Origin of the sequence: Streptomyces sp. NPDC058457, assembly GCF_042720695.1 — a bacterium.
Taxonomy (GTDB): Bacteria; Actinomycetota; Actinomycetes; order Streptomycetales; family Streptomycetaceae; genus Streptomyces.
The window spans coordinates 15,920-35,095 of sequence record NZ_JBHXLU010000060.1 but is presented as its reverse complement, the minus strand read 5'-3'; the positions used below and the strand labels follow the sequence as shown (position 1 = coordinate 35,095).

The following is a 19,176-nucleotide window of genomic DNA, read 5'->3' as shown; positions in this document are numbered from 1 at the left end:
CCTAGCGGCAGGAGTCCACGGAATCCGACACACCCGACCGCGTGGGTCGGCGATGTTCCAGGTTAGCTTCACCATTCGGCACACAGAAACCGGAGAAGTAGTGCCTACGATCCAGCAGCTGGTCCGCAAGGGCCGGCAGGACAAGGTCGAGAAGAACAAGACGCCCGCACTCGAGGGTTCCCCTCAGCGTCGTGGCGTCTGCACGCGTGTGTTCACGACCACCCCGAAGAAGCCGAACTCGGCCCTGCGTAAGGTCGCGCGTGTGCGTCTGACCAGCGGTATCGAGGTCACTGCTTACATTCCGGGTGAGGGACACAACCTGCAGGAGCACTCCATCGTGCTCGTGCGCGGCGGCCGTGTGAAGGACCTGCCCGGTGTTCGCTACAAGATCATCCGCGGCTCGCTCGACACCCAGGGTGTCAAGAACCGCAAGCAGGCCCGCAGCCGCTACGGCGCCAAGAAGGAGAAGTAAGAATGCCTCGTAAGGGCCCTGCCCCGAAGCGCCCGGTCATCATCGACCCGGTCTACGGTTCTCCTCTTGTCACCTCGCTCATCAACAAGGTGCTGCTGAACGGCAAGCGCTCCACCGCCGAGCGCATCGTGTACGGCGCCATGGAGGGCCTGCGCGAGAAGACCAGCAATGACCCGGTCATCACGCTGAAGCGCGCGCTGGAGAACATCAAGCCGACCCTCGAGGTCAAGTCCCGCCGTGTCGGTGGCGCCACCTACCAGGTGCCGGTCGAGGTCAAGCCCGGCCGCGCCAACACCCTGGCGCTGCGCTGGCTGGTCGGTTACTCCCGCGCCCGTCGCGAGAAGACCATGACCGAGCGTCTGCTCAACGAGCTTCTCGACGCTTCGAACGGCCTCGGTGCGGCCGTCAAGAAGCGCGAGGACACGCACAAGATGGCCGAGTCCAACAAGGCCTTCGCGCACTACCGCTGGTAGTCGCAGTCCACATCGAGACCGAGAGAAGACTGAAGCCTTATGGCTACCACTTCGCTTGACCTGGCCAAGGTCCGCAACATCGGGATCATGGCCCACATCGACGCGGGCAAGACGACCACCACCGAGCGCATCCTGTTCTACACCGGTGTGTCGTACAAGATCGGTGAGGTCCACGACGGTGCTGCCACCATGGACTGGATGGAGCAGGAGCAGGAGCGTGGCATCACGATCACCTCTGCTGCCACCACCTGTCACTGGCCGCTCGAAGACGTCGACCACACGATCAACATCATCGACACCCCGGGTCACGTCGACTTCACCGTCGAGGTGGAGCGTTCGCTCCGCGTCCTCGACGGCGCCGTGACGGTGTTCGACGGTGTTGCCGGCGTGGAGCCCCAGTCCGAGACGGTTTGGCGTCAGGCGGACCGCTACGGCGTGCCGCGTATCTGCTTCGTCAACAAGCTCGACCGGACCGGTGCCGAGTTCCACCGCTGCGTGGACATGATCAAGGACCGTCTGGGCGCGCAGCCAATCGTGATGCAGCTCCCGATCGGTGCCGAGGCCGACTTCAAGGGTGTCGTCGACCTGGTCACGATGAAGGCCCTCGTGTGGTCCGCCGAGGCGGAGAAGGGCGAGATGTACGACGTCGTCGACATCCCGGCCACCCACACCGAGGCTGCCGAGGAGTACCGCGGCAAGCTCGTCGAGACCGTCGCCGAGAACGACGACGAGATCATGGAGCTGTACCTGGAGGGCCAGGAGCCTTCCGTGGAGCAGCTGTACGCCGCGATCCGTCGTATCACCATCGCGTCCGGCAAGTCCAAGGACGTCACGGTCACCCCGGTGTTCTGTGGCACCGCGTTCAAGAACAAGGGCGTTCAGCCCCTGCTCGACGCGGTCGTGCGCTACCTGCCCTCCCCCCTGGACGTCGAGGCCATCGAGGGCCACGACGTGAAGGACCCGGAGGTCGTGGTCAAGCGCAAGCCGTCCGACGACGAGCCGCTGTCCGCGCTGGCGTTCAAGATCATGAGCGACCCGCACCTGGGTAAGCTCACGTTCGTCCGGGTGTACTCGGGCCGCCTGGAGTCCGGCACGGCCGTGCTGAACTCCGTCAAGGGGCGCAAGGAGCGCATCGGCAAGATCTACCGCATGCACGCGAACAAGCGTGAGGAGATCGAGTCGGTGGGCGCCGGCGACATCATCGCCGTCATGGGTCTGAAGCAGACCACGACCGGTGAGACGCTGTGCGACGACAAGGCCCCGGTGATCCTGGAGTCCATGGACTTCCCGGCGCCGGTCATCCAGGTCGCCATCGAGCCCAAGTCGAAGGGCGACCAGGAGAAGCTGGGCATCGCGATCCAGCGCCTGGCCGAGGAGGACCCGTCCTTCCAGGTCCACTCGGACGAGGAGACCGGCCAGACCATCATCGGTGGTATGGGCGAACTGCACCTCGAGGTGCTGGTCGACCGTATGCGCCGTGAGTTCAAGGTCGAGGCCAACGTCGGCAAGCCGCAGGTCGCGTACCGCGAGACGATCCGCAAGGCCGTCGAGCGCGTCGACTACACCCACAAGAAGCAGACCGGTGGTACCGGTCAGTTCGCCAAGGTGCAGATCGCGATCGAGCCGCTCGAGGGCGGCGACACCTCGTACGAGTTCGTGAACAAGGTGACCGGTGGCCGTATCCCGAAGGAGTACATCCCTTCGGTGGACGCCGGTGCGCAGGAGGCCATGCAGTTCGGCATCCTCGCCGGTTACGAGATGACCGGTGTCCGCGTGATCCTGCTCGACGGTGCCTACCACGAGGTCGACTCCTCCGAGCTCGCCTTCAAGATCGCCGGTTCGCAGGCCTTCAAGGAGGCCGCGCGCAAGGCCAGCCCTGTGCTCCTTGAGCCGATGATGGCCGTCGAGGTCACCACGCCCGAGGACTACATGGGTGAGGTCATCGGCGACATCAACTCCCGCCGTGGCCAGATCCAGGCCATGGAGGAGCGGGCCGGTGCCCGCGTCGTGAAGGGCCTCGTGCCCCTCTCGGAGATGTTCGGTTACGTCGGCGACCTGCGCAGCAAGACGTCCGGCCGGGCCAGCTACTCCATGCAGTTCGACTCCTACGCCGAGGTTCCGCGGAACGTCGCCGAGGAGATCATCGCGAAGGCCAAGGGCGAGTAGCGCACCGCGTTCCGCGCACCGCGTGCACACGCTTTAGGCTTGACCCCGGAGCCTCACGGGCCGTTCCTCCGCATTCGTGGCGGAATGGCCCGGGGCCCGGGACCCAACAGCAAAGATCACCTGGCGCCGATCGAGTCAAGGCGTACAGAACCACTTCCAGGAGGACCCCAGTGGCGAAGGCGAAGTTCGAGCGGACTAAGCCGCACGTCAACATCGGCACCATCGGTCACATCGACCACGGTAAGACGACCCTCACGGCCGCCATTACCAAGGTGCTGCACGACGCGTACCCGGACCTGAACGAGGCGACCGCGTTCGACAACATCGACAAGGCGCCCGAGGAGCGTCAGCGCGGTATCACCATCTCCATCGCGCACGTCGAGTACCAGACGGAGACCCGTCACTACGCCCACGTCGACTGCCCCGGTCACGCGGACTACATCAAGAACATGATCACCGGTGCCGCGCAGATGGACGGTGCGATCCTCGTCGTCGCCGCCACCGACGGCCCGATGCCGCAGACCAAGGAGCACGTGCTCCTGGCCCGCCAGGTCGGCGTTCCGTACATCGTTGTCGCCCTGAACAAGGCCGACATGGTGGACGACGAGGAGATCATGGAGCTCGTCGAGCTCGAGGTCCGTGAGCTGCTCTCCGAGTACGAGTTCCCGGGCGACGACCTGCCGGTCGTCAAGGTCTCCGCGCTGAAGGCGCTCGAGGGTGACCCCGAGTGGACCCAGTCCGTCCTGGACCTGATGTCCGCCGTCGACGAGGCCATCCCGCAGCCCGAGCGTGACGTCGACAAGCCGTTCCTGATGCCGATCGAGGACGTCTTCACGATCACCGGTCGTGGCACCGTCGTCACCGGTCGTATCGAGCGCGGTGTCCTCAAGGTCAACGAGACCGTCGACATCATCGGCATCAAGACCGAGAAGACCACCACCACGGTCACCGGCATCGAGATGTTCCGCAAGCTGCTCGACGAGGGCCAGGCCGGTGAGAACGTCGGTCTGCTGCTCCGCGGCATCAAGCGCGAGGACGTCGAGCGCGGCCAGGTCATCATCAAGCCGGGCTCGGTCACCCCGCACACCGAGTTCGAGGCGCAGGCCTACATCCTCTCCAAGGACGAGGGTGGCCGCCACACGCCGTTCTTCAACAACTACCGTCCGCAGTTCTACTTCCGTACGACGGACGTGACCGGCGTCGTGACCCTCCCCGAGGGCACCGAGATGGTCATGCCGGGTGACAACACCGAGATGAAGGTGGAGCTCATCCAGCCCATCGCCATGGAAGAGGGCCTGAAGTTCGCCATCCGTGAGGGTGGCCGCACGGTCGGCGCCGGCCAGGTCATCAAGATCACGAAGTGATCTCGGCCCGCAAGGGCTGACCCGGCAGGACTCTGAAGGGGCTCGTACGACTCCGGTCGTACGGGCCCCTTCGGCTTCCCTCGGCCTCGAAACTATTCGGCGCGTACGACCTCTGGCTCCCCGCGAGCCGCTCACCCACCATTTGTCATGCCGCTGACCAAATTCGGGTGGAGTCGGGTGGAGGGGTGAGCCATGTCTGTCAGCCGGAGGGCTGTGCTGGGCGCAGGAGTCGCCGCGGTACCGGCGCTGTCGTCGGGGATCGCCTGGGCGGACGCGGACGCGGACGCGGGCGGCGGGGGGTTGCGGGTGACGGACCCGGGCGCGTACGTCTCCTTCACCGGCGGGGCGTTCTCGCTCGTCGGCGTCCCGGTCGTGGTGAGCGCCGACGACCACCCCGGCGTCGTACGGGTGGCGGGCGACCTCCGCGACGACATCGAGCGGGTGACCGGGGTCCGGCCGGCCGCGACGATCGCCCGCCGTGCGGTGCTGGTCGGCACGATCGGCCGCAGCCCGCTGATCGACGGCCTGGTGGCGTCCGGAAAGCTGGACGTGACGGGGATCCGGGGCCGCTGGGAGACCTCGCTCCAGACGGTGGTCGACCACCCCATGCCCGGCGTCGACCAGGCGTTCGTCGTCGCGGGCAGCGACCCGCGCGGCACGATCTTCGGGGCGTACGACGTCTCCTACGGCATCGGCGTCTCGCCCTGGTACTGGTGGGACGACGTACCCCCGGTCCACCGCGAAGAGGTCTGGGTGCTGCCGGGCCGCCATACCCAGGGCACCCCGGCGGTGAAGTACCGCGGTTTCTTCGTCAACGACGAGAACCCGGCGCTCGGCACCTGGGCCCCGGCCCACTTCGGCCCGGGCCGGGCCCCCGGCTATCCCGGCGGCCTCAACGCGGACTTCTACGCGAAGGTCTTCGAGGTCCTGCTGCGGCTGAAGGGCAACTACCTCTGGCCCGCCGTCTGGGGGCGGGCGTTCGCGGAGGACGACCCGGAGAACCACAGGCGGGCCGCCGATTACGGCGTTGTCATGGGCACCTCTCATGAGGCGCCCATGATGCGGGGCATCGAGGAGTGGAACCGCCACGCGACCGGCGGCACCGACCCCTACGGAGGCACCGGCGAGTGGTCGTATCTGCGCAACGCCGAGGCGATCCGGGCCTACTGGCGGGCCGGCCTCCAGCGCATGGTGGACCAGGGCTTCGAGGGTGTGGTCACCCTCGGCATGCGCGGCAACGGCGACACCGGCCTCCCCGACGGCGACGGCATCGAGCTGATGCGGGAGATCATCGCGGCGCAACGGCAGATCATCGAGGAGGTGACGGGGAAGCCGGCCGCCGAGACCCCGCAGGTGTGGACCCTGTACAAGGAGGTCCAGCGCTACTGGGACCGCGGCCTGCGCGCACCGGACGACGTGACCGTGGTCCTGACCGACGACAACTGGGGCAACATCCGCAAGCACCCCTCCCCGCAGGAACCGCGCGCCGGCGGATACGGCCTCTACTACCACTTCGACTACGTGGGAGCCGGCCGCAACTACAAGTGGGTCGACACCGCGAACCTCCGCAACGTCTGGGACCAGCTCCACCAGGCGCACGCCTACGGCAACCACGGCCTGTGGGTGGCCAACGTGGGCGACCTGAAGGGGAACGAACTGCCGACCGAGTTCTTCCTGAACTACGCCTGGAGTCCCGAGCGTTGGAGCTTCAACCGGCTGGGGGAGTGGGAACGGAGGTACGCCAGGCAGAACTTCGGCGCGGCGGCGGCGCCGGAGATCGCCGAACTGCTCGCGCGCTACGGCCAGTTGCAGGCGCGCCGCAAACCGGAGCTGCTGAACCGCCGGATCACGCTCGGGGACGCCGGGCAGGTGGTGTACGACGACCGGCAGACGCCCTTCTACTTCGGCCACGGTGAGCTGGAGCGGGTGACGGAGGAGTGGCGGGAACTGGGAAGACGGGCGGCGCGGATCGCCCGCCGGCTGCCGGAGGCCGCGCAGGACGCGTGGTTCGAACTGGTCGGGTACGAGGTGGCGGCGACCGCGAACCTGTACGCGCTGCGGGAGGCCGAGTTCACGAACCTTCGCTACGCCCGCCAGGGCAGGGCGGCGACGAACGACCGCGCGGCGGAGGCGGAGCAGGGCCTGCTCCGGGACTTCGCCCTGGCCGACCGCTTCAACTCCGGGGTGGCGGACGGCAAGTGGCAGGGCTTCCAGACCCAGCCGCACATCGACTACGGGGATGTCGACCGGTACGGCCCCAACGCCCCCTGGCAGCAGCCGGAGAAGGACAACGTGGCGCTCCAGGACGTGCTCTTCCCGGCGGTACGGCGGATCGAGGTGCCGCGGGCGGCGGGGCTGGGGGTGTCGGTGGACGCCGACGAGGAGGGGGCCATGACCCTGCCGCCGTTCAGCCCGTACCAGACCCGGCCGCAGCAGCACGTCGAGGTCTTCAACCGGGGGCGTACGCCCTTCGACTACCGGGTGGAGACATCGGCACCCTGGCTGACGGTGGACCGTCCCCGTGGCCGGGTGGCGCGGCAGGTCAGGGTGGAGGTGCGGGTGGACTGGTCCCGGGCACCGGAGGGCCGCGCGGAGGGGACGCTGACGGTGAGCGGGGCGGGGGAGTCGGTGACGGTGGCGTGCGTCGCGGAGAGACCGGCGGCACGGGGGTTGAGGGGATTCGTCGAGGCGGGCGGCTGTGTGGCGATCGACGCGGAGCACTACCACCGGTCGGTCGGCGAGTGGCGCCGGCTGGCGGGGATCGGCCGCACCGGGGCGGGGATGACGGCGTGGCCGGTGACGGGAGGCTGGGGCGGCTCCGAGGACTCCTGGCCCCGGCTGGAGTACGAGGTGAGCCTGCTGTCGGCGGGGGAGGTGACGGTGTGGGCGTACCTGTCACCGCGGAATCCGGCGCTGCCGACGGGCACCGGTCTCCGCTACGCGCTCTCCTTCGACGACGACGAGCCCCAGCTGGTGGACATCACCGCGGGCGCGGACGACGGCCTGCTGAACGCGGTGTGGGCACGCAACACCTCCGACAACGTCAACCGGACGGCGACCCGCCACACGCCTGGATCCGGGGTCCACCGCCTGAAGTTCTGGTCGGTGGACCCCACGGTGGTGGTGCAGCGGCTGGTGCTCGACACGGGCGGGCTGACGCCGACGTATCTGGGGCCGCTGGAGAGCCGGCGGATCTAGGAGAGGATCACCGGGCGGACCGCAGCAGCGCCACCGCCCGGTCGAACGCCGAGTCCCGGTTCTTGGTGAACTCCTCGTCCGTGAAGACCGGTTCGGTGATCTGAGGCGGGATCCCGGTGCCGTCGAAGGTGTGGCCGGTGCGGGTCAGGTACTCCTCGTTCGGGAGCCAGACCGCCATGCCGTTGGGGAGGTCGCGGGTCATGACGTCCGAGAAGACGCCCTGGGTGGCCTGCCCGATGCGGACCGTGCGACCCGGGCGGTCGATCAGGGCCTGGGTGAAGGTCTCGCCGGCGCTGACGGTGGAGCCGCCGGTGAGAAGGGCGACCGGGCCGGTGTAGCGGGGCTTGGCGGAGGGATTCACCGGGATCGGCTCGGGGCGGGTGTGCTCGGCCGCGTCACCGGGATCATTGCGGGCGCGCTTGGAGTAGGCGACGTACGGCGTGTCCGTGAGGCGTTCGGCGATGCGGATGCCGAGGGCGTCGGAGCCGCCGCCGTTGATGCGGAGGTCGATGACCAGGCCCTTGAGGGAGCGGGTGCGGGCGGGGGTGAGGACGGTGTCGAGCGCCCGGTCGAGCTCGGCGAGCTGGGCGGTGTACGACGGGTCGTCCCGGTCGTATCCGTCGAAGCTCGCGATCCGGAGGTAGCCCAGATCCTGCTTCAGGTCGGCGTACGTGATGAGGCCGCCCGCGAAGTCCTGCCGGTCGGTGGCCTGTGCGAGGTCGCGCGTGACGACGAACTTCTTGACCTTGTCGTTGAGTTCCCCGGTGGGGATGACGGTGCCCGGCCTCGCCACCCCGTAGTGGCGGTCGCCGTCCAGGACGAGGACGTGCGCGTCGTGCAGCGGGGTGATCATGCGGCTGAAGATGTCGAAGAGCTGGGCCCGGGTGGTGTCCTTGTGGACGAGCGGCCGGTAGCGGTCGCGTACGGCGTGCCAGTCGATGCCCTTGGCGGCGAAGAAGGGGTAGTTCTCCTCGAACGACTGCCAGAAGACGTCGAAGGCGGTGCGCGGGTCGGTCGCGGGCGGGCGGGTGCAGGCGGCGGGCAGGGCGCCGATCCGGTGCAGCTGCCGGTGCCCCACCGCGATGTCGGCGCCGAACCGGGCGTGTTCCCCGTCGGGGGCGGGCCGCACGGTGATGACGACGCCCTCGACGCCGTACGTCCCCGGTTTCGGGGCCGCCTCCGCGAAGTACCCCTGCAGGCAGCTGACGGCGGTGGTCTGGTACTCCTGCATTCCTCGCCCGTCGATGGCGAGGACGGTCCCGTACCCGTCCATACGCCACAGGCCGGTGGTTGTGGTTGTGGCGGTGGTGGTGGTGCCTGGTGCCGCCCCCGCGGCCGGTACGGCGAGGACGAGGGCGAGGAGAGATGCTGCGGACCCGACGACGTTTCGCACGATGGCGTCCTTCCACCCACATGCGACTGATGCTTCCGCCCATCACGGTGCCGGACGCCGAGGAACTCCGGCCATCCGGCAGACGGGTGGGTCGGGGGTGGGGACAGCCTCAGGCCTGCGGTGCTCAGGCCTGCAATGCTCAGGCCTGCGGCGCGAAGAGCAGGTTCCGGGTGTGCGGCGGCCGGGGTTCCTTCCAGTGCACCAGCGAACCGTCGTGCTCGGCGATCCAGTGGACGTCGTAGCCGAGAGGTTCGAACTCGGCGATGAGGTCGTCGAGGGCCGCGTCCACCAGGGCCTCAAGAACCAGCGTCGGCCGGTCCCGCTCCAGCACCTGGCGGGCTCCGCGCAGCACCGACATCTCGTGCCCCTCCACGTCGATCTTGACGAGGTCCAGCCTGGTCTCGGCGAACACCCCGTCGAGCGTGAGCAGCCGGATGCGCTTGAGCTGGGCGTCGGGGGCGGCGGCCTCCAGGGTGGAGCCGGTGGACAGCAGGTTCCCGGAGAAACGGACACTGATGTCGGCCCAGCCGGGCTCGCTGGACACGCCCGCCTGATGCAGCTTGACGTTCTGGAGGCCGTTGGAACGGACGTTCACCGAAAGCCGGGCGTGGATCTGGTCGACCGGCTCGAAGGAGTGGACCCTCGCCTTCGGGTTGGCATGCGCGGCGATCATCGAGAAGTAGCCGACGTGCGCGCCGACATCGGCGATCGTCGTGCTCCGCGCGGCCAGCCGGGACCAGGTGGCGAGCGTGCCGGGCTCGTAGCCGAACGTCCCGTTCCACAGGGTGTCCATGGCCACCGCATCGTCGTTCATGCAGAACATCACGAACGGCGGACAGTACGGAGAGTCGATCTCGACGAAGCCCCGGTAGGGAAACTTCTTGCGGTGCACCCGGATGATGTCCCCGGTGGCAACGGGCCGGACCGATGGCGCGTGGGCCAGCATGCGGGCGTTGGCTGCTTCGACCTCGGAAATACGCATTGGGCGATGGTAAAGCCAGGGCCAGGGAATTCACAGGGTTTGAAAATAATCAGAAAGGGCAGTCCACAGGATTTTGCGGGCTGCATTTTCTGAGGTTTTTCATTCCGAATAACCCGGAATTAACCTGCCCTTTTACTTGGACTGCTCACTCGTCCACGTCGGCGAAGAGCTCGGCCGTGGTGGTGGCCGTGGCAGCACGGGTCAGCCAGGCGCGAGGGACCGTTTTCGTCTGCGTCTTCTGCGGCGGCGAACTGCCACAGGCATGGAACGTGAGCGTGGACCGGACGACGCCGCCCGCTCAGTTCGCCACTGAGGCGTCGAAACGGATCTGCGCCGCCGGAGCCACCGTGACCGACCGTCCCGCGTACTGGATGACCGAGAAGATCCCGTTGTGGTGGGCGACGATCTGTGCGGCCGTCGGTTCGGTGCCGGCCGGGCGTTCCATCGTGGTGTGGCCGTCGGCGACGAGGACGAGGTCGTAGCCGTGGGAGAGGGCGCTGCGGCTGGTGGAGTCGACGCAGTAGTCGGAGGCGAAGCCGGTGACGACGAGCCGGCGTACCGCGCGCTCCTCCAGGACCTTGCCGAGCGTCGTGTCGAGGAAGGAGTCCGCGCTCTCCTTGTCGAGGACCACGTCTCCCGGCCGGGGTGTCAGCGTCGGATGGACTTCGAGCCACTCGGCCGACAACTGGGCGAACTGCTGCCTCAGGTAGACGACCGGCACGTCGGCCGCGCGGGCCCGGTCCGCCAGGTCGGCGACCCTGCCCAGACAGGCCTCGCCGTCGTGGGCGTCCTTCAGCATGGCGCGCTGCATGTCGATGATGAGCAGTGCGGTGTCCGGCATGCCGTGAGTCTGTCCCGGGCGAACGCGGACTACTCCGCCTTGTTTCCGCCACCACCCTGCTGCTGTGGCTGACCTTCCGGCCGCACCGCGTCCTTCGCCTTCTTCGCGAGGTCGTCGTCCAGCTTCTTGAACTCGCGGACCACGGTGTCGGACATGTCGGCGAGCGAATCGATCTGCTTGGTGATGTCCTCGCGGCCGTCGTGCCAGTTGGACTCGAAGTCGTCGAGGGCGTCGTAGACCGTGCCGCTGCCGACGTCGTCCTTGTAGGACTCGAACATCTTCTTGGTGTGGTTCAGACGCTCCTTGATGGAGCGCAGCTGACGGCCGTAGTCCTCCAGCTCGCTCAGCGGTATCGCGAGGTCGCTCTTCCCGTTGCCCACGTGACCGTCCCCCGTTCGCGCATCTCGTAGTCTGGGCCGCACCGTACATCACACCATCAGACGGGGGACGACGTACACCATGGCCCGCTACATGGAAACGCTCACCATCGAGCGCGGCGGATTCCGGATCAAGGTGCCGGAGTCGTGGTGGGAGTTCGACGTACGGCCGGAGTCGCGGGACGACTCGATCCGGCGGATGGTGAACGAGCGCATCGCCCAGTACCCGGAGCTGGCGCAGTACCGGGACACGTACGTCGGCTTCCTGCGCAAGTCCGCGGCCGACGCGTGGAAGTCGGGAGCGATGTACTGCGGCTGCATGGCGGAGAGCTTCGGCGGCGACACCCCGATCACGGGTTCGGTCACGGTGTCGCTGGTCGGCGGCCGTACCCGCGAGGGCGCGCCGCTCTCCAACGACCCGGCAGCCATCGCCGCCCAGCTCGCGCCGAAGGAGGCGCACCGGGAGGGCGACTCCTGGCGCAAGGTGACGACGGTCGACATCCCCGGTGTCGGCCCCGCCGCGCGCACCTACGGCATCGAGGACATCCCGATCCCCGAGGACAGCCTCAACCGCACGATCCGCGCGGTCCTGATGCAGACGTTCATCCCGGTGCCCGGCCAGGAGGGCAAGGTCGCCCTGGTCGCGGGCAGCAGCCAGGTCCTCGACCTCGCCGACTCCTTCTTCGACATCTTCGACGCGATCACGTCGACGTTCCGCTTCGCGGACTGAGCGGACCGGTTCCTTGGACTGGGAGACCGGCGAGGGCCTGCTGGGGCTTGACGACCCCGCGGAGTGGGACGCCGCTCTGGAGCGCGGCGAGTCCCGCCTCGGTGGTCGAGTATCTCCGGGACATCGCGAACGAGATGATCTCGAGGTTCGGTATCTCCCGCGCGGAGGCCGTGGCCAGAACCAACGAGCGCTATCACGCGCGTCTCTCATGAGTCCGACCGTCGGGCTTCACCTCGAACGACCGTTCCTTGTAAGTTCGCGTGTGCACAGGTTTGTTGACGGGGCGTACGCGACGGGGGTTGCGGGACATGGCGGGGTATCGGCCGGCGGACTGGCATCCACTCGACCTGGACAGGGACCCGACCCCGGGCGACCCGCAGCGCGTCCGCACCCTGGCCACGCAGCTGCACGACTTCGCCGACGACGTCTCCGACGCGCTGCGCCTGGTGAAGGGTATGGCCGGTGAGGACACGCTCCTGCAGTGGGCGGGCAAGTCGGCGGAGGTGTTCAAGGAGCAGTTCAAGGATGTTCCGAAGAACCTGAAGAAGCTGAAGAAGTCGTACGAGATGTGCGGCGACGCGCTGGCGGACTACTGGCCGAAGCTGGAGCGCGCCCAGGCCCTGGCCGACAAGGCCCTCGCCAAGGCGAAGGAGGCCCAGTCGGACCTCTCCTCTGCCAAGTCCCGGCTCTCCTCGGCCGATTCCTGGGTGACGCGGGCGTCGAAGGAAGCCGACAAGTACAAGGACGACCCCACCGGCAGCAAATCGGACGGTGACAAGCCGGACGAGGGGAAGGTCCGGGCCGCCACCCGGGACGTGCAGAGCGCCAAGTCCGCGCACACCCAGGCCCAGTCGGACGTCACCACCGCGCAGAACGCCCTCGACGCCGCGAAGAAGATGGCCGAGGACGCCCGCAAGATGCGGGACGACGCGGCGGGTGAGGCGAAGCGGAAGATCGACGAGGCGTCGGATGCCGGGATTCCGAACCGGCACTGGTGGCAGGACGTCGGTCACTGGTTCGAGGACAACTGGGACACCATCGTCACCGTTTGCAAGGTGGTCGTGGCGGTCGTCGGGATCATCGCGTTGATCATCGGGGGGCCGATCCTCGGTGCGATCGTGCTGGTGGCCGCGCTCGTCGTGCTCGCCGACACGCTCTACAAATACTCCAAGGGCCAAGCCTCGCTGTGGGACGTGGCGTTCGCGGCGCTGGACTGCATACCCGGCGGCAAGGGCATCACCAGCCTCGGCAAGCTCGCCAAGGGGCTGAAGGAGTTGAAGGACCTCCGGGGCGGCATGAAGGCCATGAGCCTCGCCCTGCGTGGCCTGCGCAAGGCAGGCGTCGCCTCGCTCAGAAGCGGTGCGGAGAACATCGCCCAGCGCGCGAGGGCGCTGGCCGGGCGATGCCCGGGCGGTGACCCCATCGACATGGTCAGCGGCGAAATGCTCATGTACGACACGGATGTGGAGCTGCCGGGCGTGCTGTCCCTGGCCTTGAAGCGCACCCACATCTCGACGTATCGGGAAGGCCGCTGTTTCGGGAGGTCATGGGCGTCCACATTCGACGAGCGCGTCGAACTGGACGACGAGGGCCTGCTGTTCGCCGCCGAGGACGGAATGGTGCTGCCCTATCCGGTGCCCCGGCCGGGGGAGTCGACGCTGCCCCAGGCCGGACCGAGATGGCCTCTTGCATGGGACGGCCCGGGCAGCGGCGCCCTGCACATTTTCGATCCGGCCCTCGGCATCACACGGCACTTCACCGCGGTCGACGAACCGATGCCCGACATGCCGTACACGATGATGCTTTCGGCGATCACCGACCGTAACGGCAACCGTGTCGACTTCGACCGCACGCCTGACGGTATGCCGGTCGCCGTCCGTCACACGGGCGGATACCACGTGGCCGTCGAGACCGCAGACGGGCTGGTGACGGGTCTGCACCTGCGCATCGGCGAGGGCGAGGACGTCCAGCCGCTGCTGCGCTACGGATACTCGCCGGACGGCGACCTCGCGGAGATCTGCAACTCTTCCGGTCTCCCCTTCCGGCTCACCTACGACGACCAGGCCCGTGTCACCTCGTGGACCGACCGGAACGGCAGCTGGTACCGGTTCACGTACGACGAGGAGGACCGTTGCGTCGCCGGGCGGGGTGCCGGGGGTTTCCTTGACTGCGCCATCTCCTACGATCCGGTGCAGCGGACGACGACCTACACGAACTCCCTGGGCAGCGCGACGCAGTACCACCACGACGAACTGCTGCACCTGGTACGGGTGACCGACGCCGCCGGACGCGACGAGCATCTCGCATGGGACCCGGGCGGCCTTCTGCTCCGGCAGACCGACCCCGCCGGACGAGAGACGTCGTACACCTACGACGAGGCGGGCAACGTCACCGCCGTCATCGGGCCGGACGGGCGGCGTGCGGCTGCCGAGTACAACTCGCTCCATCTGCCGGTGGTGACGATCGGCGCGGACGGCGCCGTACGCACCTACACCTACGACGAGCGCGGCAACCGGCTCTCGGTGACCGAACCCGGGGGAGCGGTCACGCGCTTCGGATTCGATGCCACGGGTGCCGTGTCCACCATCACGGACGCCATGGGCGCGACCGTCTCCTTCGTGACGGACGCGGCAGGGCTTCCCACGAGAATGACCAGCCCGACCGGTGCTGTCGTGGAGTACGCCAGGGACGCGTTCGGACGGGCCGAGTCGGTCGTGGACCCGCTGGGTGGTGTGACTCGTACCGCTTGGACCGTGGAGGGCAGGCCTCGGGAGCGGGTGGCCGCCGACGGGGGAGTCGAGTCCTGGAACTGGGATCCGGAGGGGAACCTCCTCTCCCATACGGATGCGGCCGGTGCGACCAGCACTTCCCAGTACTCGCACTTCGATCTCCTCGTGGCCAGAAGCCATCCCGGGGGTGGCACCCTTCGATTCGGGCACGACACTGAACTTCGGCTCACGTCCGTCACCAATGAACGCGGACTGACCTGGCACTACACCTATGACGAGGTCGGCCGTCCGGTCGCCGAAGAGGATTTCAACGGTAGACGCGTCAGCTACGAGCACGACGAGGTGGGACGCCTCGTCAGGCAGGTCAACGGGGCCGGCGAAGTGGTCTCGTATCTGCGGGACGTCAACGGCAACGTCGTACGCAAGCAGGTGGGGGACTCGGCCACGTCATTCCACTACGACGATGCCGGACTGCTCAGAGAAGCCCTGTCGGCCTCTGCAAGGCTCACCTTTGAACACGACGCGTACGGACGCGTCACGGCGGAGACGGTCAACGGGCTCACCAGCACGTTCACCTACGACCTGATGGGCCGTCGACTTGCTCGCGTCACGCCGTCGGGAGCACGCAGCACGTTCTCCTACGACGCCGACGGCCGGCCCGAAAGGCTTCACGCATTCGGCCACACTCTGCACTTCGCACATGACCGGGCAGGCCGGCAGACGGAGGTGCGGCTCGACGGAGCATTCGCGGTGCAGCAGGCATGGGACGCCGCACACCGACTCCGGAGGCAGCGGATGGTCACCGCCCATGGCCGGCACGGTCAGGACGGGGCGCCGGCGGCCACGATCGACCGCACGTACGTCCACACGCCCACCGGCCTGGCCGAGATGGTCGAAGCGGGCGTCGGTGAAACCGCGTACACGCTCAACGCGGCGGGACGGGTGACGGCGATCCGCGCCGACACCTGGACCGAGAACTACGCGTACGACTCCTCGGGAGGCCTCCTCTCCGCGCACAGCTCGGGAGCGGGGCGCGGAGCCGAGCCTCCACAGCGGTTCACGTACGAAGGAAACCGCCTGGTCGGGGCGGGCCGGGCCAGGTACGCGTACGACGCGCAGGGGCGGGTGATCAGACGGACCACGACCACGATCTCCGGTCGTCGCAGGAACTGGTCCTACGCATGGGACGCCGACGACCGGCTGACGCAGTTGGTAACGCCCGACGGTACGACCTGGCGGTATTCCTACGACCCGCTCGGGCGTCGGATCAGCAAGGAACGGGTCGGCGAGGCCGGGCAGGTGGCAGAGGCCGTCTTCTTCGTGTGGGACGGAAGCCGGCTGGCGGAGGAAATACGCGACGGCGGACGCGACGGCGGACGCGACGGTGGGGCCGCGCGTCGGACGAGTATCACTTGGGAGTATTCGCCCGACAGCCACCGGGCGGTCGCCCAGGGCCGGCAGGAACGGCTCGCCGAAATGCCGCAGGAGGAAATAGACCGCCGCTTTCGGTTGATCGTCGGTGATCTGGCCGGAAGCCCCAGCGAGATGGTGTCGCCAGAAGGAGAGCTGACCTGGAAGCGGCGATCTCTTCTGTGGGGCGAGCAGGAGGAGTCAAGCGGCCCGGACGAAGAATGCCTGCTGCGGTTCCCGGGCCAGTACTTCGACGCAGAGAGCGGGCTGCACTACAACTACTTCCGCTATTACGACCCGCGGTCGGCACGCTATCTGTCCCCGGACCCGCTGGGCCTGGCCGCCGGAACCGACCACTACGCCTACGTCGTCAACCCGCTCGACTGGTCCGATCCGCTGGGTCTGCAGTCCTGCCCCACCTTCAAGGGGCTCACATGGCTCACGGACAAGCTCCTGACGCGTCCCTCGTTCCGGTACCAACGTGTGGTCTCCGGCACCGATTACGAGCAGATCTGGAAGCTCGCGGACGGGCGGGCCGTCCATGTGGACGGCGGGCCGGCAAACGGCTGGATCATGGAGGCGAAGTTCACCGGCAAGAACGACGCGGCATGGGCCAAGTCCAACTACAACCCGGAAAGCGACTTCTACAACGAGGACAAGATAACCAGCCAGGCCGCCAAGCTTCTGGAGTTGAATTCGGGGATCGGTGGCAAGGGTGTTCGCTATGCCATTTCGAATCCGGCCGGTGCGGCCCATTTCCGGGAGGTTCTTGGCAATCATTTCCCGGAGGCAATCGCGAATGGTACACTCGCGGTCTTCCATGTGCCGGGCAATGGTATGAGTGGAATGAGTAAATGGTTGACGTAAGTGCTGAACTGGGTCGGCTGTCCGATCTTGACGAACTCAGCGGCCAGGCCGTGGAGGGCGTCCTCACCGCCGCCGGGTGGGCAGGGGAGCGCAGGAATCCTGCGAAGGCGTGGGCCACCACCTGGCGGCGCGACGGTGCCAGCGCATGGGTCCAGGGGAACGCGCCTGTGGAGGTGCAGTTCACTCTCTGGTACCGCGACGTCGAGGACGAGCGGCCGGACCCGGACACCTACATCGAGGGGCTGTACGAGGCGGCAGCGGCTGAACTCCCGACGGTCGTCTCGCAGCTGACATCCGGAGTCCTCGGAACGCGGCTCCGGGAATCGGACCGGGACCTGACCGGGGGCGAGGACTTCATCGATCACCGGGCGTGGCTCATCGCGGGCAAGGTTGTCCTGGCCGGGGTCAAGCACAGTGACACGGATGCGCCTGTCCAGCTCGTCGTCGTACTGCGCGAGGACGCCCCGGACGCAGACGACGAGGACGACGAGGACGACGACTGGTCGTGACGCGCCCAGGCGCCGCCGACGTCTGCCGGGATGCACGGCCACCACCGGGTCCAGGACCCCGACCGCACACCTCTGGCCACCGTCGTCCTTCCCGTGTACCGGTGCGAATTCTCCGGGCGGGAGGCGAGGGATGAGGCGGAGGCAGCGACAATCCGGGGTGTGCCCTGGCCCGGCCCGAGGTCCTGCCGGCCGAGATCCCGGACAGAAGCCGGGGCTCGACGAGCTTCTGCTCCTGGTGGACGCGAGCCTGCGCTGAGCGGCCGGTCCGGGGGAGGGGGCACGGGTGTTTGACCTACGTCACCCTGGGGGTATCCTCTCCGGCCCCCGATTGGCCAGCCCCCTGCCCTCTGTGGCAGACTGTCGGAGTTGCTCGGTCGAGTGTTGATGCTGCGCGCCTCCCGCCGGGAGGACCGGAAGCGAGTCCCACAGTACTCGTCGCCCTAACTGCCTGCGGGCAGCACTGGGGCGGACGTACGGGAATCTTTCGGGAAGTGCGGTGCGGCACCGGCCAGGCACCCGGTGGGCCTTCCGTCCCCGGCTTGCGGTTCCGGAAGGGCCGTGCTTCCCAGCAGGGATGCTCGAACAAGGGGCATCTGTGTCGGTGAGAGCGCGACACACCCGACCGCGTGGGTCGGAGAAGAGAAGCAGTGACCGGGTTCCAGAGCGTGCAAAGACAGGACTACTGAGTAGCCATGGCGGGACAGAAGATCCGCATCCGGCTCAAGGCCTACGACCACGAGGTCATCGACTCCTCGGCGAAGAAGATCGTCGAGACGGTGACCCGCACTGGTGCGTCGGTCGCGGGCCCGGTGCCGCTGCCCACTGAGAAGAACGTGTACTGCGTCATCAAGTCGCCGCACAAGTACAAGGACTCGCGCGAGCACTTCGAGATGCGCACCCACAAGCGCCTGATCGACATCCTCGACCCGACCCCCAAGACCGTTGACTCTCTGATGCGACTCGACCTCCCGGCCGGTGTCGACATCGAGATCAAGCTCTGAGGGCCGGTGATCTGAGAATGGCTAAGCAGATCAAGGGCATCCTGGGCGAGAAGCTCGGCATGACGCAGGTTTGGGACGCGAACAACCGGGTCGTCCCGGTGACCGTCGTCAAGGCCGGCCCGAATGTCGTCACCCAGGTCCGTACCAACGACGTCGACGGCTACGAGTCGGTCCAGATCGCCTTCGGCGAGATCGACCCGCGCAAGGTGAACAAGCCCCTCAAGGGCCACTTCGCGAAGGCCGACGTCACCCCCCGTCGCCACCTTGTCGAGATCCGTACGGCGGACGCCTCCGAGTACACCCTCGGTCAGGAAGTCACCGCCGAGGTCTTCGAGGCCGGCGTGAAGGTCGACGTCACCGGCAAGAGCAAGGGCAAGGGCTTCGCCGGTGTCATGAAGCGTCACAACTTCAAGGGCCTCGGCGCCGGTCACGGCACCCAGCGCAAGCACCGCTCGCCCGGTTCCATCGGTGGCTGCGCCACCCCGGGCCGCGTGTTCAAGGGCCTCCGCATGGCGGGTCGCATGGGCAACGAGCGTGTCACCACCCAGAACCTGACCGTCCACGCCGTTGACGCGGAGAAGGGTCTGCTGCTCATCAAGGGCGCGGTTCCCGGTCCGAACGGCGGCCTCGTCCTGGTCCGCACCGCGGCCAAGGGGGCCTGAGG

Annotated in this window: 14 protein-coding genes; 10 read left to right on the top strand and 4 right to left on the bottom strand. The window is 67.7% G+C overall.

The window, feature by feature from the left end; all coding sequences use genetic code 11:
• Positions 1-100 precede the first annotated feature (100 nt).
• The 5 genes from rpsL (at position 101) to ACFWPS_RS35670 (ending at position 7,673) form a co-directional block, all read left to right on the top strand.
• Complete coding sequence (gene rpsL, locus ACFWPS_RS35690) at positions 101-472, top strand: 30S ribosomal protein S12 (protein WP_003948652.1); 372 nt, start codon at positions 101-103, stop codon at positions 470-472.
• A gap of 2 nt (positions 473-474) precedes the next feature.
• Entirely contained in the window at positions 475-945 is a 471-nt protein-coding gene (gene rpsG, locus ACFWPS_RS35685; protein WP_007384059.1) for a 30S ribosomal protein S7, read from the top strand.
• A gap of 39 nt (positions 946-984) precedes the next feature.
• Positions 985-3,111, top strand: a complete 2,127-nt coding sequence (gene fusA, locus ACFWPS_RS35680; protein WP_383713014.1) for an elongation factor G — start codon at positions 985-987, stop codon at positions 3,109-3,111.
• Between the two features lie 170 nt (positions 3,112-3,281).
• Complete coding sequence (gene tuf, locus ACFWPS_RS35675) at positions 3,282-4,475, top strand: elongation factor Tu (RefSeq protein ID WP_383713011.1); 1,194 nt, start codon at positions 3,282-3,284, stop codon at positions 4,473-4,475.
• A 192-nt stretch (positions 4,476-4,667) separates the two neighbouring features.
• Positions 4,668-7,673, top strand: a complete 3,006-nt coding sequence (locus ACFWPS_RS35670; RefSeq protein ID WP_383713008.1) for a glycosyl hydrolase 115 family protein — start codon at positions 4,668-4,670, stop codon at positions 7,671-7,673.
• 7 nt (positions 7,674-7,680) lie between these two features.
• Here the strand turns inward: ACFWPS_RS35670 and ACFWPS_RS35665 are convergent, their stop codons facing one another.
• From ACFWPS_RS35665 to ACFWPS_RS35650, 4 genes are all read right to left on the bottom strand, one after another.
• A complete protein-coding gene (locus ACFWPS_RS35665; protein ID WP_383713005.1) occupies positions 7,681-9,066 on the bottom strand; it encodes a S41 family peptidase in 1,386 nt (461 codons plus the stop codon).
• A 139-nt stretch (positions 9,067-9,205) separates the two neighbouring features.
• Positions 9,206-10,048, bottom strand: a complete 843-nt coding sequence (locus ACFWPS_RS35660) for an FkbM family methyltransferase (protein WP_383713002.1) — start codon at positions 10,046-10,048, stop codon at positions 9,206-9,208.
• Positions 10,049-10,346: 298 nt separating this feature from the next.
• Positions 10,347-10,889, bottom strand: a complete 543-nt coding sequence (locus tag ACFWPS_RS35655) for an isochorismatase family protein (RefSeq protein WP_383712999.1) — start codon at positions 10,887-10,889, stop codon at positions 10,347-10,349.
• A gap of 29 nt (positions 10,890-10,918) precedes the next feature.
• On the bottom strand, positions 10,919-11,269 hold the full coding sequence (locus ACFWPS_RS35650) for a hypothetical protein (protein ID WP_217549173.1): 351 nt from the start codon (positions 11,267-11,269) through the stop codon (positions 10,919-10,921).
• 79 nt (positions 11,270-11,348) lie between these two features.
• On the opposite strand from ACFWPS_RS35650, the gene ACFWPS_RS35645 reads away from it, so the two are divergent.
• From ACFWPS_RS35645 to rplC, 5 genes are all read left to right on the top strand, one after another.
• Entirely contained in the window at positions 11,349-11,996 is a 648-nt protein-coding gene (locus ACFWPS_RS35645) for a hypothetical protein (protein ID WP_350780858.1), read from the top strand.
• A 308-nt stretch (positions 11,997-12,304) separates the two neighbouring features.
• A complete protein-coding gene (locus tag ACFWPS_RS35640) occupies positions 12,305-17,002 on the top strand; it encodes an RHS repeat-associated core domain-containing protein (protein WP_383712996.1) in 4,698 nt (1,565 codons plus the stop codon).
• Positions 16,990-17,511 (top strand): hypothetical protein, encoded by a 522-nt coding sequence (locus tag ACFWPS_RS35635; RefSeq protein ID WP_383712993.1) that lies wholly within the window; start codon positions 16,990-16,992, stop codon positions 17,509-17,511. The genes ACFWPS_RS35640 and ACFWPS_RS35635 overlap by 13 nt, the downstream gene beginning before the upstream one ends.
• A gap of 692 nt (positions 17,512-18,203) precedes the next feature.
• On the top strand, positions 18,204-18,512 hold the full coding sequence (gene rpsJ / locus ACFWPS_RS35630; protein WP_003948644.1) for a 30S ribosomal protein S10: 309 nt from the start codon (positions 18,204-18,206) through the stop codon (positions 18,510-18,512).
• A gap of 17 nt (positions 18,513-18,529) precedes the next feature.
• Positions 18,530-19,174 (top strand): 50S ribosomal protein L3, encoded by a 645-nt coding sequence (gene rplC / locus ACFWPS_RS35625; RefSeq protein WP_055622540.1) that lies wholly within the window; start codon positions 18,530-18,532, stop codon positions 19,172-19,174.
• Positions 19,175-19,176: the final 2 nt, after the last annotated feature.